This is a genomic window from Streptomyces sp. NBC_00582 (assembly GCF_036345155.1).
GTDB lineage: Bacteria > Actinomycetota > Actinomycetes > Streptomycetales > Streptomycetaceae > Streptomyces.
In genome coordinates this window covers 6,182,002-6,197,822 of sequence record NZ_CP107772.1, presented here as the reverse complement: position 1 = coordinate 6,197,822, position 15,821 = coordinate 6,182,002, and the positions used below count along the sequence as shown (strand labels likewise).

Annotated in this window: 13 protein-coding genes; 1 reads left to right on the top strand and 12 read right to left on the bottom strand. The window is 73.2% G+C overall.

All coding sequences use genetic code 11. From position 1 onward, the window contains the following. Nucleotides 1-6: 6 nt before the first annotated feature. The 6 genes from OG852_RS27885 to OG852_RS27860 are packed head-to-tail and all read right to left on the bottom strand — an operon-like array spanning nucleotide 7 to nucleotide 7,124. The gene (locus tag OG852_RS27885) at nucleotides 7-816 is read right to left on the bottom strand and encodes a 2,3-dihydro-2,3-dihydroxybenzoate dehydrogenase (RefSeq protein ID WP_133912207.1); all 810 of its coding nucleotides are present in this window, start codon (nucleotides 814-816) and stop codon (nucleotides 7-9) included. Beyond that, nucleotides 813-2,348 (bottom strand): amidohydrolase family protein, encoded by a 1,536-nt coding sequence (locus OG852_RS27880; protein WP_133912206.1) that lies wholly within the window; start codon nucleotides 2,346-2,348, stop codon nucleotides 813-815. The genes OG852_RS27885 and OG852_RS27880 overlap by 4 nt, the downstream gene beginning before the upstream one ends. Beyond that, complete coding sequence (locus tag OG852_RS27875) at nucleotides 2,348-2,686, bottom strand: phosphopantetheine-binding protein (RefSeq protein ID WP_330349316.1); 339 nt, start codon at nucleotides 2,684-2,686, stop codon at nucleotides 2,348-2,350. Before OG852_RS27875 ends, OG852_RS27880 begins: the two co-directional genes overlap by 1 nt. A gap of 6 nt (nucleotides 2,687-2,692) precedes the next feature. Then, nucleotides 2,693-4,687 (bottom strand): (2,3-dihydroxybenzoyl)adenylate synthase, encoded by a 1,995-nt coding sequence (locus OG852_RS27870; protein WP_330349315.1) that lies wholly within the window; start codon nucleotides 4,685-4,687, stop codon nucleotides 2,693-2,695. Beyond that, entirely contained in the window at nucleotides 4,684-5,781 is a 1,098-nt protein-coding gene (locus OG852_RS27865; RefSeq protein WP_133912204.1) for a ketoacyl-ACP synthase III family protein, read from the bottom strand. The genes OG852_RS27870 and OG852_RS27865 overlap by 4 nt, the downstream gene beginning before the upstream one ends. Beyond that, the gene (locus OG852_RS27860) at nucleotides 5,778-7,124 is read right to left on the bottom strand and encodes a salicylate synthase (protein ID WP_133912203.1); all 1,347 of its coding nucleotides are present in this window, start codon (nucleotides 7,122-7,124) and stop codon (nucleotides 5,778-5,780) included. Before OG852_RS27860 ends, OG852_RS27865 begins: the two co-directional genes overlap by 4 nt. 223 nt (nucleotides 7,125-7,347) lie before the next feature. Between OG852_RS27860 and OG852_RS27855 the strand changes: the two genes are divergently transcribed. After that, nucleotides 7,348-7,746 (top strand): VOC family protein, encoded by a 399-nt coding sequence (locus tag OG852_RS27855; protein WP_330349314.1) that lies wholly within the window; start codon nucleotides 7,348-7,350, stop codon nucleotides 7,744-7,746. A 78-nt stretch (nucleotides 7,747-7,824) separates the two neighbouring features. On the opposite strand, the gene OG852_RS27850 is transcribed toward OG852_RS27855, so the two are convergent. From OG852_RS27850 to OG852_RS27825, 6 genes are all read right to left on the bottom strand, one after another. Then, nucleotides 7,825-8,439, bottom strand: coding sequence for a TOPRIM nucleotidyl transferase/hydrolase domain-containing protein (locus tag OG852_RS27850; RefSeq protein ID WP_133912201.1), 615 nt, complete (start codon nucleotides 8,437-8,439; stop codon nucleotides 7,825-7,827). Then, nucleotides 8,432-10,267 carry a non-ribosomal peptide synthetase gene (locus OG852_RS27845; protein ID WP_330349313.1) on the bottom strand — a complete coding sequence of 612 codons (1,836 nt, stop codon included), beginning with the start codon at nucleotides 10,265-10,267 and terminating at the stop codon, nucleotides 8,432-8,434. The genes OG852_RS27850 and OG852_RS27845 overlap by 8 nt, the downstream gene beginning before the upstream one ends. 21 nt (nucleotides 10,268-10,288) lie before the next feature. Continuing rightward, entirely contained in the window at nucleotides 10,289-11,599 is a 1,311-nt protein-coding gene (locus tag OG852_RS27840) for a lysine N(6)-hydroxylase/L-ornithine N(5)-oxygenase family protein (RefSeq protein WP_133912199.1), read from the bottom strand. 18 nt (nucleotides 11,600-11,617) lie between these two features. Next, complete coding sequence (locus OG852_RS27835) at nucleotides 11,618-12,526, bottom strand: hypothetical protein (protein ID WP_133912198.1); 909 nt, start codon at nucleotides 12,524-12,526, stop codon at nucleotides 11,618-11,620. Between the two features lie 28 nt (nucleotides 12,527-12,554). Next, nucleotides 12,555-13,853, bottom strand: coding sequence for a trans-sulfuration enzyme family protein (locus tag OG852_RS27830; protein WP_133912197.1), 1,299 nt, complete (start codon nucleotides 13,851-13,853; stop codon nucleotides 12,555-12,557). Nucleotides 13,854-13,946: 93 nt separating this feature from the next. Continuing rightward, on the bottom strand, nucleotides 13,947-15,647 hold the full coding sequence (locus tag OG852_RS27825; RefSeq protein WP_133912196.1) for a DUF885 domain-containing protein: 1,701 nt from the start codon (nucleotides 15,645-15,647) through the stop codon (nucleotides 13,947-13,949). Between the last annotated feature and the right edge of the window lie 174 nt (nucleotides 15,648-15,821).

Sequence of the window (15,821 nt, the reverse complement as noted above, 5' to 3'; positions counted from 1 at the left end):
CGGGAATCACGCGCCGAGCGCGGCGCCGCCGTCCACCACGAGGTCGTGCAGGGTGATGTGGGCGGCCTGCTCGGACAGCAGGAACAGCACCGCGTGGGCGATGTCCTCGGGCCGGGCGAGCTTGCCGAGCGGGATGCCCACCCGGTAGGTGGCGGCCGAGCCCTCGACGGAGGGCCGCGCGAAGTCGCCGTCCGGGTACATCGAGGTGAGCATGGGTGTCTCGGTGGAGCCGGGCGCCACGACGTTGCAGCGGATGCCGTAGCGGGCCACCTCCAGGCCCAGGGTCCTGGTGAAGCTGGTGGCCGCGGCCTTGGACGCCGCGTACGCCGCCATGTTCCAGCGGGGCACGCCCGCCGAGTTGGAGGCGACGGTGACGACCGCGCCGCGCCGGCGCGGCACCATCCGGGTGACGACGGCCCGGCTGACGTGGAAGACGCCGGTGGCGTTGACGGCGAAGGTGACGTCCCAGTCCTCGTCGCTGTATCCGGTGACCTCGCCGGTGCGCAGCACCCCGGCCGCGTTCACCAGGCAGTCCAGCGGCCCGAGTTCGGACTCGGCGCGGTCCACGGCCGCGTCCACCTCGGCGCTGGAGCGCACGTCCGCGCCGAGCGTCAGCACCCGCGCGCCCTTGTCCGCCAGTTCCTTCGCCAGCGGCCGCAGCGCGGCCCGGTCGGCGTCCAGGACGGCGACGCGGGCGCCGGCGGCGGCGACCTGGCGGGCCACCGCCGCGCCGATACCGCCCGCGGCGCCGGTCACCAGGGCCGTACGGCCTTCCAGGGCCGGGTGTCCGGCCGGGGCCGGGAGTACGCCGCTCATGACTGTCCCCTCCATCCGGTGTGGTGTGCGGCGGCCGCCCGGCGGCGCCGGTCGACCGTCTCGGTACGGCGGCGCAGACCCGCCGCGACGGCGTCGGCGTCCACGCCCAGGCAGCGCACGGTGAAGGAGGACAGGGCCTCCAGGTACTCCGCCTCCAGGGCGTCCTCGTCCAGGGCGGTGGAGCGGCCGTCCTCGATCAGGACCCGGCCGCCGACGATCACCGTCTCCACGTCCATCGACCCGCCGAGCGCCAGGAAGCCCTCCAGGGGGCGCGGGTTGAGCAGATAGCGCCAGTCGGCGGCGGGGACGAGCAGCAGGTCGGCCTGTTTGCCGGGCTCCAGGCTGCCGATGCGGTCCGCCTGGTCCAGGCCGCGGGCGGGCAGCCGGGTGGCCATCGCCAGGGCGTCGGTGGGCAGCACCTCGGTCGGGTCGGCGTACATCTCGTTGTAGATCTGCCACACCGCCCGCATCGCCTCCGGCATCCCGCCGAGCGGTACCGCGGCCCCGTCGGTGGAGACCGACACGTCCAGCCCGGCCCGCCGGAACTCGGGGATGGCCCGGGTCTCGGAGACCGTGGACTCGCCGGCCTGACCGTACTTCGCGGGCGAGTGGCTGATGTGCGCGCCCGCGTCGATGAGCAGCGCCCGCTCGCCGGGGTCGGCGAAACCGCAGTGCACCGCCATGAACCGCTTCGACAGCAGCCCGGCGTCCGCGAACCGCCGCACCGGGGTGGACCCGTAGTAGGCGAGCATCACGTCGGCCTCGTTGCGCAGCGCGCCGACATGGGTGGCGAAGGGGACGTCGTAGCGGGCCGTCAGTTCGGCGAACCCGGCGGCGAGTTCGTCGCTCATGTTGGTGCCGTAGACGGAGGTCGGCCAGGCCCGTACGAGCCCGTCCGGGTCGGCCTCGCAGGCGTCGAGGAGCTCCTCGATCCGCTGGAGTTCGAGGTCGGTGTCACGGGTGCGGCGGAAGCGGCTGTCGCCGGGGGCGCAGACCGTGTCGGCGGCCCAGGTGCTCACCGTCAGCCGCATCCCGAGGTCACGGGCGGCCCGGGCGAGGGCCTGCGGTTTGTTCAGGGAGCCGACGTCGCCGAGGGTGGTGACGCCGGAGCGGAGCTGGGTCCACATCGAGTAGCGGGCGATGGCGAGGGCCTCGTCGGGGGTGAGGCGGTCGACGTGGTCGTGGAAGGCGTCGAAGACCACGGAGATCTGCGGCACGTCACCGCCGAGCGCCATGAAGACGGGCTTGTCGTCGCGGTCCGAGGCGGTGCGCAGCGCGCCCTTGAAGGGGAAGCGCATCGCGAACATCTCGTGCCAGTGGGCGTTGACGAAGCCGGGCAGGATCATCCGGTCGCGGGCGTCGACGGTCCGCAGTCCCTCGCGGTGGTGGGGTTCGACGGCCGCCTCGACCTCGGCGCGCGGCCCGGCCGCGACGATCACGCCGTCCACGGCGAGGACCGCGCCGTCCGGGACGACCCGGTCGGCGGCGTCGGCGGGGTAGAGCACCCCGCCGCTGATCAGCAGGGCGCCCATCACGCCACCCCCGCGTCCCGCGCGGCCCAGGCCTCGCCGAGGTGGCGGTACCAGGCGTCCAGGGTCGGGGCGGCGGTCAGGGCGGCGAAGTCGACGGGGACGCCCTGCCGGCGCCAGCGGGTCACCAGCAGCATCGTCTCCAGGGAGCCGAGCCCGAGGTGCACCAGGTGGGCGTCGCCCTCGACCGCCTCGGGCGCCAGCCCGATCGCCGTCGCCACGTCGCGGCGCAGCTCGTCGGCGGAGAGGGGGGTGGTACGGCGGGCGGCACGCGTGCGGGAGGGGTTGGCGACGGGCGTGCCGGTGGTGGTGGGTGTCGTGGGCGTGGTGGACACGGTCATGACGATTCACCTCGTGGGTGTCGGGGCGGCGGCGACGGAAATCCGAGCGGCGGTCCGGCCGGCTCGGGCGCCGGGGGCGCCGGCGGTGCCGGGGATGCCGACGGGGGTGCCAGGGGTGCCGGGGGTGCCGGGGGTACCGGGGGTACCGGGGATGCCGACGGGGGTCTCGGTTGTGCCAGGGGTACCTGAGGTGGCCGGGGCGCCGGAGGTGTCTGAGGAGCCGGAGGTGCCGGGGGCGTCTGAGGAGCCGGAGGAGTCGAAGGGGCCGGAGGAGCCGGAGGAGTCGGGCGCCCGGGAAGGGCCGGGAGTCCCGGGACTCCCGGGGGTGTCCGGGGTTTTCGGGCTGTCCTGGGCGGCGCTCCAGGCGCGGGAGTGTGCCGGGTCGGCGGCAGCGGCCGAGAGGACCTTCTTGTCGATCTTTCCGAGCGGTGTGAGCGGCAGGTCCGCGACGTACTCGACGCGGTCCGGCAGCTTGAAGTCGGCGAGCCCGCGCCCCTGCAGGGCCGCCTTGAGCACGCCGAGCCCCGGCCGGTCCTCGCCCCGGCCCACCAGGAAGGCGTAGATCCGCTCGCCGAGGAACTCGTCGGGCACCGGCACCACGGCCGCGGCGGCGATCCCGGGCACGGCCAGGAGATGGGCCTCGACCTCACCGGCGGCGATCTTGTCGCCGCCCCGGATGACCACGTCCTTGATCCGCCCCTCCACGACCAGCCGTCCCTCGGGGGTGACACTGGCCAGGTCACCGGTGCGGTAGTAGCCGTCCTCGGTGAAGGCGCGGGCGTTGTGCTCGGGCGCCCGGTAGTAGCCGCGCAGGGTGTACGGCCCCCGGGTGAGCAGTTCGCCGGGCTGTCCCACGGGCACCGGCGCACCGGTCGCCGGGTCGGCGATCCGCACCTCGTCGGCGTCCGACACTGGCCGGCCCTGGGTGTGCAGCACGGCGTGCGGGTCGTCGTCCGGGCGGGACATGGTGAGCAGCCCCTCGGCCATCCCGAACACCTGCTGGAGCCGGCAGCCGAGCTCCGGGGTGATCCGCGCGGCCAGCTCCGGTTCGAGCCGGGCGCCGCCGATCTGGAGCACCCGCAGGCTGGACAGGTCGGCGTCCGTCCACGCGGCCTCCTCCAGCCAGAGCCGCGCCACGGTCGGCACGACGGAGGTGAGGGTGACGCGCTCGGTCTCGATCAGCCGGAAGCAGTCGTCGGCGGTCGGATCGGGCGCGAGCACGACGGTCCCCCCGGACGACAGCGTCCCGACGACGCCGGGGCAGCCCCAGGTGAAGTTGAACTCGACCGGCAGCGCGGCCAGGTACACCGACCCCGGCCCGAGCCCGGACTGCTCCGCCACCGTGCGGGTCTGGTAGGCGTAGTCGTCGTGGGTGCGCGGAATGAGCTTCGGCAGCGCGGTCGTGCCGCCCGACAGCAGGAAGAACGCCACGTCGGCAGGGTCGTTGGCGGGCAGCGGCAGCGGATCCGCGGTCACCCGTTCCAGGGGTACGACGAGGTCGTCGGCGTCGGCGACGGACGTACCGTCCATGACGAACACCCGCCGCAGCGAGGGAAGTTCGGCGGCGAGCCGGCGCCCGAGGGCGGTGTGGTCGAAGCCCCGGAAGACGCCCGGCACCACATAGCCCGACGCCCCCGACAGCTCGCACAGGTGCCGGACCTCCTGCGCCCGGTGCGAGGTGAGGGAGAACACGGGCTTGGCGCCGGCCCGGAACAGGGCGAAGGCGACCTCGACGAACTCGGGGACGTTGGGCAGCTGGAGCACGATCCGGTCGCCCGGCCGCACCCCCTCGCGGACGAACCCGGCGGCCCTGCGGTCGACCCGGTCGGCGAGTTCGGCGTAGCTGATGCGCCGCGTCCCTGCGACGAGGGCCGTGGCGGTGCCGTGGGCCTCGGCCCAGGCGCGGGGCAGCGCGCCGAGGTCGACGCCCCGCCACAGTCCCTCGCGGCGGTAGCGCCGGGCGGTCTCCTCGGGCCAGGGCGTGCACCCTTCGAGCATCATCGGTGGTCCTCCTCGGACGATGTCGGTGACGGTGTGGGTGATGAGGCGGGGCCGTCCGGTCCGGCGGTGATCTCCACGACCGCGCAGGCGACCTCCATGCCGGGTCCGGCGGCGAGCAGCACCACCTGGTCGCCCGGCCCGACCTCGCCCCGGCTCCACAGGTGCTCCAGGCCGAGGAACGGGTCGGCCGCGCCGACATGCCCGATGTCGCGGGTGAACTCCCAGGTTCCGAGCGCGGGTTCGATGTCCAGCGGGGCGAGGTAGATGCTGTGCAGGGCGCCCCGGGCGTAGCCGGTGTGACAGATCCGGGCCACCTTCTCCAGCCCGCTGCCGGCCTCTTCCAGGACCCGGTCGACGGTGTCGGCGACGACGTCCCCGAAGTGCACGGCGGGCGCGGCGGTCCCCTGCTCCCACTGCCGCCGCAGATGGGCGGCGCGGTCCTCGAAGTTGAGGGAGCGGCCGACGGTGATGCCGGGCGGGAAGAGCTGTTCGCCGGCGCGGTGCAGCTCCTCCAGCGCGGGGGCGGAGGCGGAGCCGATCGCCAGCAGCCGGGCGAACCCGCCGCGCCGGGAGACCACGGCGGCCGCCGCGCCGTCGGCGAGCAGGAACAGCCTGGAGGAGTTCCAGCGGTCGACGACGGGTGCCGAGAAGTTGTCGGCGGAGGTGATCAGGACCGCGTCCCTGGACGGGTCGGCGGCCAGCCGGTGCGCGGCCAGTTCCAGCGCGGCGAGCATGCCGAGGCAGCCGGGCCCGATCTGGGTGGCGGTGAGCGGCCGGTCGAGGGTGTGCCGCAGCACGTAGTGCGGCGCGGACCACCCGTCGGGCCCCTGGTGGTAGGTGGCGGCGTGCAGCAGCGCCCCGTAGTCGTCCGCGGTGAGCCCGTGGGACGCGGCCGCCCGGCGCAGTGCGGTCCGCCCGGCCCGTACGGCCATCTCCGGCGCGGGCACCTCGCCCGCGACCCGCACGGCCCGCATGCCGGAGCCCTCGCGGTCGGCGAACGCGTACCAGCCGCGGTCCACGGCCTCCTGGGTGGTGACGGGCTCCGGCAGCCAGCTCGCCAGGCCGGTCAGATGGACGTCTCCGGGAACCCTCATGACCCGTCCTCGGGCCGGGCCGGCACCAGGAACCGGGCGACGCTGTCGAGCTTCTCGCAGGTCTCCTCGAACTCCCGCTCGGGCGTGGAGTGTCCGACGATGCCGGCGCCGGCCCGCAGCCAGGTGCGGCCGCCCTGCCGGTAGGCGCTGCGCAGCACCAGGGCCGCGTCCATCGCGCCGGAGTGGTCGACGGTGAGCACGGCGCCGCTGTAGAGCCCGCGCGTCTCGGTCTCGTAGCGGCGGATGGAGTCGTAGGCCGCCGCCTTGGGCACCCCGGAGGCGGTGACGGCGGGGAAGACGGCCCCGAAGGCGTCCCAGGCCTCGCGGCCGGGAGCGAGCCGCCCGGCCACCCGCGAGGCGAGGTGCTGGACGCTTCCGCGCTCGCGCACCGCCATGAACTCCGGTACTTCCACCGACCCCTCGACGCACACGTCGACCAGCTCGTCGGCGCCGACCTTGACGGAGATGGCGTGCTCGTAGACCTCCTTGGGGGAGCCGAAGAGGTCGGCGCGCAGGCTCTCGTTGACGACGATGTCCTCGGTGAGGGCCCGGGTCCCGGCGAGAGGCTGGCTGACGACCCGCCCGTCCTCGGAGACCTGGACGACGATCTCCGGGCTGAACCCGATGGCCTCGGTGCCGCCGAGGTCGAGCATGAAGGACCGCGCCGGGTTGTTCCCGCGCCGCCCGGCGACGTAGGTGGCGACGAGATCGGTCTCGCCGGGGACCTCCACGACCCTGGACAGGATGACCTTGTGCAGTTCGCCGGCGTTGATGTCGTCGACCGCGCCGCGCACGGAGGCCCGGTAGCGGGTCCCGTCGGTGGCGTACACGTCGAGCGGCGCGGGCCGCCCGCCGGGGGCCCGGGCGGGGTCGAGGACGGTGGTGACGAGCGCGTCGAGGGTCTCCTGGTCGGCGGCGCGCAGCAGGGCGTGGCCCTCGCCGAAGCGCACCTCGGCGCGCGGCACGATCAGGTGCATCAGCCGCTGGTCCCCGAGGTGCCGGCGGTCGCCGTCCTTGGCGTACGACAGCTCGAAGGCGGCCCAGCCGTAGGCGCGCCAGTACGGCACCTCGACCCGGGAGAGCAGCTCGGAGACCAGCTTCAGCGGCTCGGCGCTCCAGGGCAGTTCGGCCGCGGGCAGCCCGTCCTGCGTCAGGCGGGCCCCGTCCCGGTCGAGGGTCAGCTCGGCGCGCACCCCGCCCGCGTAGGCCCAGCTCCCCCCGTTCTCGTAGACGACGTAGGACTCGTGCAGCCCTGAGTCGGCGAGCCTCGCCGCGATCAGCAACGGGTCCTCGGACAGCGGCAGTTGGGTCTCGTAGTAGTGGCGCGAGGCAAGGGTGATCATCGGGTGGTCCCTCCCGGTGAGGCTGTGAGACAGCGGGGGCTGTTACCTCCAAAAACATTACGGAGGTAACAGCCCCCGGTCAGGACCGCCCCGATCACCCTTCCTTCTCGAACTGCCTACCCAGGACGCGCGACCCGCCCCACTAGGACACGACCTGACCTAGATGGGCCCTACTGTCCTGTCGTACGCACCGATCCCCCCACCGCCGTTCCCGGGAGCTCCCATGCTGCGAGGCCTCACCACCGTCCGCTTCCACGCCGCCGACCTGGAGGCGGCCAAGCGCTGGTACACCGAACTCCTCGGTGTGGAGCCGTACTTCGAGCGCCCCGGGTACGCCGAGTTCCGCATCGGCGACTACCAGCACGAACTCGGGCTGCTGGACAGCAAGTTCGTGACGGACCTGGGCAGGCACACGGACACGGCGGGCGGTGCGGTGACGTACTGGCACGTGGACGACGCCGAGGCGGCCCTGAACCGTCTCCTCGCCCTGGGCGCCACGCTCCACGAGCCCCTCCGCGAGTTCGGCGACGGCTTCGTGGGCGGCTCGGTCGTGGACCCGTTCGGCAACGTCCTCGGGATCATGCGCAACCGGCACTATCTGGAGGTCCTCGCGGCCCGTTGAGGCGACGCCCCCGGGCGGACGCACGACGGCGGGCGGCCGGTCACGAGTGACCGGCCGCCCGCCGTGCCGTACCGGGGGTCAGACGAGGTCGAGCAGGTCCCGCAGCGGCGCGGGCACCCGGTCGGGCGGCAGCGCCTCGACCAGCACCCGGCCGTAGTGGATCTTGCGGCCCTTCTTGGTGCCGAGGAACCGCCGCAACTGCCGCTCCCGGCTGCGGCCCTGCTGCGCCGGCTGGGACAGGAAGGTCTGCAGCGGCCGCAGGTCGCCCTCCTCGCGGATGAGTTCCGCCACCCGTTCCACGCCCAGGGCGCGGATGAGCTCGTCCTCCAGGTCCGCCTCGCACACGAAGAAGTCCGGCGGCAGCCCGGCCCGCAGCCAGCCGCGGGCGTAGTAGCCGCGTTCGCGCTCGTCGCACAGACCCGTCAGACGCAGGTCGAGACCGTCCGGCCCGAGGCGGTCGACGAAGCGGGCCACGTTCATCGCGCCGCCCATCGACAGCACACAGACCCCCTCCGCCGCCAGGTCCCGGCCGTGGGCCGCCGCCAGCGCCTCGACCGCGGCGACATCGCTCGGCCCCTCCAGCAGGACCGCTCCCCGGACGGGCAGCAGCGAGGCCAGTTCGTACGCCGGGTCGCCGGAGCCACCCGCCGCCCACGCCACGGCCGCGTTCCGGAAGGAGTCCATGTCAGCCAAGGGACGCGCCCACCCGCACGGGGGACGACGGGGCGCCGGCCCCCACCAGGGCCGCGGCGCCCGGGGCGTGACGCTCGATCAGATCCGCCATGCCGGCCACGGTGGCGGCCTCGAAGAACTCGGCCGCCGGCAGGTCCACGTGCAGCAGGGTCCGGACGCGGGCGAGGACGTCCATGGCCAGCAGGGAGTTGCCGCCCATCTCGAAGAACTCGTCGTCGACACCGACCTCCTGCAGGGCGAGCGCGTCGGCCAGCAGGTCCGCCAGCAGTTCCTCTACGGGGGTGCGTGGAGTCATGTAGGGAGTATCCACGGTCCGCGGCAGGTGCGCAGGGGCCGGCAGCGCCCGCCGGTCCGTCTTGGAGCCCAGCGTCAGCGGGAACGCGTCCATGACGACGACGACCGACGGGTGCATGTACCGGGGCAGCTTGTGGTGCAGGGCGAGCCGCAGCCTCGCCACCAGCCCCTCGGAGGGTTCGTCCGGCACGACGTACGCGACGAGGACCTTCCGTCCCGGCATGACGTCGTCGCGGGCCAGTACGACGGCCTCCTTCAGCTCCGGCAGTCCCGACAGGGCGGCCGCGACCTCACCGGGCTCGATCCGGTAGCCGTCGACCTTGACCTGGTCGTCGGCCCGGCCGCGGAACTCCAGGGCGCCGTCGGCCCCCAGCCGGACCACGTCACCGATGCTGTACATCCGCTCGCCGGGGACGAACGGATCGGGGACGAACCGCTCGGCGGTGAGCGCGGGACGCCCCACATAGCCGCGGGCCACACCGCTGCCGGCGGTGTAGAGCAGACCCCACTCGCCCTCGGGGACGGGCTCCAGCCTCTCGTCCAGGACGTACAGCCGGGTGTCGGTGACCGCGCGGCCGATCGGCACGCTGTCGCCGACCTCCTCGGTCAGCACATGGCAGGAGGTGAAGCAGGTGTCCTCGGTGGGGCCGTAGCCGTTGACCACCAGCAGCTCCGGGTAGGCCCGGCGCAGCGTGTTCATGTGCAGGGGGGACAGCGGCTCCCCGCCGCCGAGCATCTGGCGCAGCCCGGCCATGCTGTCGAGATGGTCGTCGACCAGCCGGTGGAACAGGCCGGTGGTCAGCCACAGCGTGGTGATCCGCTCCCGCTCCAGGAACGCGGCCAGTTCGTGCATCGCCACCGTGCCCGGCGGATACACGACCAGCTTGGCCCCGTTGAGCAGCGATCCCCAGATCTCGAAGGCGGACGGGTCGAAGCGCAGCGAGCAGAACTGCAGGAACGTCTCGTCCGAGGTCAGTGAGGCGTAGTCGCCGTCCTGCACCAGACGGACCACACCGCGGTGGCGCACGCCCACGCCCTTGGGCATCCCGGTCGAGCCGGAGGTGTAGCAGATGTAGGCGAGGTTGTCGGGACCGGTGCCGGGTGCGATCGGCCCCTCGACGGGGTCCGTCTCCCACGGGTGGTCGAGGTTGACCACGGTGCCGTCGATCTCGGGCACCCGGTCGCTCAGCCGGTCGTGGGTCAGCAGGACCCGGGCGTCCGCCTGCTCCAGCATGTAACGGAACCGCTCCGGTGGTTCGTTCTGGTGCACGGGCAGATAGGCGCCGCCCGCCTTCAGGATGCCGACGAGCGCGACGATCATCTCGAACGAGCGCTCGACGAACAGGCCGACCACGCTCTCCGTGCCCACGCCGAGCGCGCGCAGGTGCCGGGCCAGCAGCTCGGCCCGCCGGTCGAGCTCCGCGTAGCTCATGTCGACGCCGTCGAAGCGCAGGGCGGTCGCCTCGGGGCGACGGCGCACCGTTGCGTCGAACAGGTCGGTGATGGTCGCGTTCCGCCAGTCGTCAATGGTCATGGGGTGTCCGCCTTGTCGTGGTCACGCGATGCCCTGCTTGCGCAGGCCGTCGAGAATCGTCGCGGCCCGCAGCGACAGCAGGCTGAACGATCCCGCGTCGCCGATGCCATGGCTCGACTCGCACAGCCCGTTGAGGAACAGCGGTGGCGTGCCGTCGGCTCGGGGCCGCAGCTGGTAGTCCGGCTCGACGGCCAGATAGCCGTCGTCGTCGAACCGGAACCGGTCGATCACACCGGCGAGCAGCGCCGGGTACGCCTCCTGGTGCCGGTCCGGTCCGAGGTCGCGGAACCCGGTCGCGAGGATCACCAGGTCCGCGTGGTCCGTCGACACCTCCCCGGTGTGGACCTCCTCCACCTCCAGGCGCACGCCCGTGCCGTCCGCCTGCGCGGTCCGCACCTCGCTGTTGCCGCGGACGAACACCCGCTGGTCGCCGTCCAGGCGCTGCTCGTACATCAGCGCGTACAGGTGGTGCAGGACGTCGGCGTCGGTCGACGAGTAGTTGGTGGGGCGCATGTAAGCGTCGAGCTCGTTCTTGCTCGCCCGGCTCGCGCGGTAGTAGTAGTCCGTGAACGAGGGGAAGAAGCCCTCCTCGCTGAACGGGCTGGTGTCCTTGAGCCGCAGCCCGAACTTCCGCACGTAGGAGACGACGCGGGCCTGCGGGAAGCGGTGCGCGAGATCGAGGACGATCTCGACGGCGCTCTGGCTGCCGCCGATGACGGCGATCGACCTCGGGGGCCGGTCGAGCCCTCGCACGGTGTGCAGATACCGGGTGAGATGGCACACCCGCGGGGTGTCCAGCCCGGCGAAGGGCGCGGGGACGAACGGGGTGCGTCCGGTGCCCACCACCAGCGAGCGGGCCCGGTGCCGTGTGCCGTCCGCGCAGGTCACCACGTACTCCGGGGTGCCGTCGACCTCGGCCACGGCGACGTCCGTCGCCCGCGCGCCGAAGGCGACCTGCGGCCGGAACTGCCGGGTGGCCCAGTCGATGTACTGCGCGTACTCCTTGCGCAGCGGGAACTCCAGGGGCAGGTTCAGGTGCTCGATGAGCCGGCCCTGCTCGAAGAGGTAGTTGAGGAAGCTGTAGCGACTGCGCGGGTTGCGCAGGGTGACGAGATCGCGGTTGGGGTGGTTCTGCATGTTGGAACCGTCCAGCAGCAGTCCCCCCTGCCACACGGGGTGGTGTGCGGCCTCCAGGAAGAAGGCGTTCGACTGCGGGAGGTCCTCCTGCAGGGCGATGGCGAGCGACAGGTTCGCGGGTCCGAACCCGACGCCGAGCACATCCACGGGTTCGGAGGCCGGCGCGGTCGCCCGGGCGGTGGTTCGATCAGTCATGCAGCACCTCGGCATTCGTCATCGCGCGTCAGCATTGCTCTCTCGTTGCGCGCGCCGGCCGGTGATCAGTGCCGGGTCCGCCCGCATCTCCTCGTACCAGTGCCGCCACTTCGCCACGTCGTCGGTGAGACCCGCGGCGGCGATCGCCGCCTCCTCCCGCTCCCAGCGGACCTCGCCCCGGGGCTGGATCCCGCTGCTGCCGAGGACCTTGCGGTAGAACGGGTCGTCCTCCTTGCGGGCGTCGCTCATCAGCGCGCCCACCTCGGGCGAGACCAGTCGCAGGCCCGGTCGGGGCGACCAGTTCTCCAGTCCGTCGACCGACGGCAGTCCGATCGCCGCGATCAGGGCGGCCGTGACCCCGGCCGGATCGGCCCGCAGGTCGTCGGAGTCGACCAGCACGTACGGCAGGTCCCGCGCCCGGCACAGCTCCACCTGCTCGCGCAGCGACTGCCATCCGCTCTCGAAGGGCGGGAAGGTCCGCGCGCCGTTGAGCTCCCGCACGATCCGCAGCCGGGACGTCGTCGACAGCCGGGGGTCGCAGATCACGAAGACGGGCGGAGCCGTGGCGAGCCCGACGAACTGCGTGAACTGGGCGTCGCTGAGCTGGAAGCTCATCTCCTTCATCAGCAGGCCGCCGCCGCGCGGCACCTCGGACAGGGCGACCCGCTCGCCCGACGCGACCTCCATGGGGTGGGACAGCACGCTCTTGACCGATTCCGGTCCCTGGTCGCCCCAGTAGCAGGCCTCGTAGGGCTCATGGCAGTGGTGCGTCACGGACGGGTGCTGCCACAGCAGGCGCGCCACGGCGGTCGACCCGGTGCGGGGCGGCGATATCAGCGCCAGCCGGTGTGTGTACACCTGGATCGACGCGGCTTCCAATTCCACTGTCTCCTCCTGCTGGTTCGGCTCGGCCACGGCCGACGCCATGGATGTCGGCGCAGGTCCCACGGGTGTCTCACCGCCCCCGCAGCGCCTGGTCGAGGTCGCCGACGATGTCGTCCAGGTGCTCGATCCCGATGCTCAGCCTGACCATGTCGGGCGGTACCGGGGCCCGGGCGGGATCGGCGTCCGCGGCCTGCTTGTGCGTGGTGGCCCCGGGAATCGTCGCCGTGCTCCTGACCTGGCCGAGGTTGTTCGCCCGCCAGACGAGCCCGAGGCGGTCCATCACCTCGTGCGCGGCCCGGACACCGCCGGCCGGGCGGAAGCAGACGAGGAATCCGAACCGGTTCTCCGCCTCTCCCCCGTCCAGCTCGCTGTCGACCAGCCACATGTCCCGCCGGGCGATGTGGTGGGACCGGTGGCTCTCCAGCCCCGGGTAGAAGACCTCGACGACGCCCGGATGCCGGGCGAGGTACTCGGCCACCCCGTGCGCGGTGCGGGACATGGTGTCCACCCGGCCGCGCAGTTCCCGGATGTCGGCGAGGATGGTCCAGGCGTTGAACGGGCTGAGGACCGCGCCCATGTCCCGCAGGGACCCGCGGCGCAAGTGGCCCGCGTAGTCGGCGGAGAGCTCCTCGGGCTGCCCGCGCAGCCCCAGGCCGTGCCGGGCGATCACCGCCCCGCCCATGCTCCGGCCGCTGGCGCCGGCCGCCTTGGTGAGCGAGTGCACCACGACGTCCGCGCCGAGGGCCAGCGGGCGCAGCAGCGCCGGGGTCGCGAGGGTCGCGTCGACGATGAGCGGGATCCGGGCCTGCCGGGCCAGCGCCGCCAGCGCCGGGATGTCGACGAGCTGCACCGTCGGGTTCGACGGGACCTCCGCGTAGAGGAACCGGGTCCCGTCGTCGACGAGGCCGGCCCAGTCCTCGACGGACAGCGGGTCGCCGACCCAGCGCACGTCGACGTCCCGTTCCTCCCCGTACCGCTTGTCGAAGACCATGGTGGTGGAGCCGTAACACTGCGGTGAGGCCACGATGTTGGGCTTGGGCCCGGCGGCCGCGGACAGCAGCGGCATCGTGGCGAGGGTGATCGCGCCCATCCCGGTCGCGGTGAGGGCGGCGCTCACCTCGGCGTCGACCCGGTAGCCCTCCAGGGCCGCCACGGTCTGCTCCAGGAGGCGGACCGTCGGGTTGCCGCGGCGGGCGTACACCCAGCCGTCGCCGTCCTCCGCGGTGGCGGCGAGCATGGCCTCCATCGACGGGAAGCTCTGCGCGGTCGCCAGATGGGCGGGCTCGCTCAGGGACCCGAGGTGCCGGGCCGCCTCCGCGTGGTCGTAGGACCCGCTGACGGCCAGGGTCGTGAACCGTGCGTGCGTCATGGCAGCGACCTGCCGTCCGCCTCCGTCGGCCCGTTGCTCACGAGTGCTTCCTTTCCGTCCCGGTGCGGGTGGGGAGTGGTGGTCTGCGTGTGGCTACAGCCGGGACAGTTCGTCCTGGAGGTCGTCGAGTCCGAGCGGGCCGAGCGACAACGCGGCCGTGTGCCAGGACTTCAGGTCCAGCCGCTCGCCGCGCGCCGCGTGCGCCGCGCGGGCCGCGGACCGGCCGTCCAGCCAGGCCCGCTCCCCCAGCTTGTAGGCGATCGCCTGCCCGGGCAGGCCCAGATAGCGTCCGATCTCGCTGTCCACGAACGCGGCCGACTGCCCGCTGTGGACGGCGAGGAACTCCTTCGCGAGCTCCGGCGTCCAGGCCAGGCCCGCGCCGACCGGGGAGTCCTTCGGGAGGTCGAGGGTGAGATGGGCGCCGATGTCGATCAGGACCCGTACGGCGCGCAGCATCTGCCAGTCGAGGAAGCCGAGGCGCTCGCCGGGGGTGCGCAGATGACCGAGCTCGTCCATCAGCCGCTCCGCGTACATCGCCCAGCCCTCGGTGCAGGCGTCGACGGCGCCGAGGCCGGCCTGGTACGTCGACAACCGGTCCTTGAGGTGCCGCCACTGGGCCAGTTGCAGATGGTGGCCCGGCACGCCCTCGTGGAACCAGACGCTGCGCAGGCTCCACAGCGGGAACCGGGTGCGGCCCTGGGTCGGCAGCCAGGTCCGGCCGGGGCGCGAGAAGTCCACGCTCGGCGGGGTGTAGTACGCCGCCGAGCCCGTGCCGGCCGGGGCGATCGCGGCCTCCACGACCCGTACCGGCGGCGCCAGTTCGAAGTGGGTGCCGTCGAGTGCGTCGAGCGCCTCGTCCATCCAGCTCTGCAGCCGCAGCCGGACCTCCTCCACCCCGTCCACCGCCTCGCCGTGCAGATCGAGGTGGCGCATCGCCTCGCGCGGGGTGGCCCCGGGCAGCACGGCCTCGGCCTCGGCGCGCATCTCGGCCCGGATCCTTCGGTACTCGCCCCAGGCCCACGCGTACGTCTCGTGCAGATCGAGGTCGGCGCCCGTCCAGAACCGGGCCCAGGTGCGGTACCGGTCGACGCCCACGCCGTCGGGCTGTGCCTCGGCGTCCGGGAGGTAGTCGGCGCGCAGCCAGTCCCGCAGCCCGGCCAGCGCGGCGACGGCCCGGCCCGCCGCCCCGTCGAGTTCGGCCCGTAGCGGCGCCGGTACGTCGGCGTCCGCGCAGAAGCCGGCGTGCCAGCCCCGGCCGTCGTGGTCGCGGATCCACGCGTCGAGCTGGTCGGCGACGACGCGGACCTGTCGCGGCGCCGCGACGAACCCGTCCTTCTGCAGCGCGCGGGTCAGGGACTCCCGGAAGCCGTCGAGCATCCAGGACACCCGGTTCATCCGGCGGGCCACCGCCGCCCAGTCGTCGGCGGTGGCCGTCGGCATCAACTGGAAGATGTCCTGGGCACGTTGCTGCAGACCGAAGACGTTGACGATCTCCCGCAGGTACTCGTCGTCGGCGCTGACGGCCAGGTCGGCCCCCAGCCGCTCGCGCAACAGCCGCCCGCACCGTCGCTCCACGGCGGCCAGGGGCCCTCCGGCCTGCTCGGCCCGGTCCAGGTCGCGGAGCGTCGCGCGGGACAGGTCGTCCATCCGGGCACGGCCCTCGGGCGACAGGTCGGGCATCTCCTCCCGGCCCACCGGGGCGCCCAGATAGGTGGCGATCCCCGGGTCCACCCCGGCGAGCCCCGTGACGTAGGCGTCGGCCACCTCGCGCACCGCGCGGGAGCCGGCAGACATGTCGTCGCCCACTGTTTCCACCTCACCCTGGGTCGATTGAGCCGATGGCGCCGTCCGGGGGCACGGCGTCACGCCGTGGAGCACTCACCGGACTTACGGAACGCGGTGCAGCGCACCGCCGAGGCACAGATCATGGCGTGACGGGTTTTACGGGTCAATCAACGGCCGATTGAA

What these genes read in the sequence shown, in the direction of transcription:
- OG852_RS27830 (WP_133912197.1), bottom strand. Translation starts at nt 13,853, where the DNA reads ATGACGCACGCACGGTTCACGACCCTGGCCGTCAGCGGGTCCTACGAC.
- OG852_RS27875 (WP_330349316.1), bottom strand. Translation starts at nt 2,686, where the DNA reads ATGACCGTGTCCACCACGCCCACGACACCCACCACCACCGGCACGCCC.
- OG852_RS27845 (WP_330349313.1), bottom strand. Translation starts at nt 10,267, where the DNA reads ATGACCATTGACGACTGGCGGAACGCGACCATCACCGACCTGTTCGAC.
- OG852_RS27880 (WP_133912206.1), bottom strand. Translation starts at nt 2,348, where the DNA reads ATGGGCGCCCTGCTGATCAGCGGCGGGGTGCTCTACCCCGCCGACGCC.
- OG852_RS27885 (WP_133912207.1), bottom strand. Translation starts at nt 816, where the DNA reads ATGAGCGGCGTACTCCCGGCCCCGGCCGGACACCCGGCCCTGGAAGGC.
- OG852_RS27865 (WP_133912204.1), bottom strand. Translation starts at nt 5,781, where the DNA reads ATGAGGGTTCCCGGAGACGTCCATCTGACCGGCCTGGCGAGCTGGCTG.
- OG852_RS27870 (WP_330349315.1), bottom strand. Translation starts at nt 4,687, where the DNA reads ATGATGCTCGAAGGGTGCACGCCCTGGCCCGAGGAGACCGCCCGGCGC.
- OG852_RS27860 (WP_133912203.1), bottom strand. Translation starts at nt 7,124, where the DNA reads ATGATCACCCTTGCCTCGCGCCACTACTACGAGACCCAACTGCCGCTG.
- OG852_RS27855 (WP_330349314.1), top strand. Translation starts at nt 7,348, where the DNA reads ATGCTGCGAGGCCTCACCACCGTCCGCTTCCACGCCGCCGACCTGGAG.
- OG852_RS27825 (WP_133912196.1), bottom strand. Translation starts at nt 15,647, where the DNA reads ATGTCTGCCGGCTCCCGCGCGGTGCGCGAGGTGGCCGACGCCTACGTC.
- OG852_RS27840 (WP_133912199.1), bottom strand. Translation starts at nt 11,599, where the DNA reads ATGACTGATCGAACCACCGCCCGGGCGACCGCGCCGGCCTCCGAACCC.
- OG852_RS27835 (WP_133912198.1), bottom strand. Translation starts at nt 12,526, where the DNA reads ATGGCGTCGGCCGTGGCCGAGCCGAACCAGCAGGAGGAGACAGTGGAA.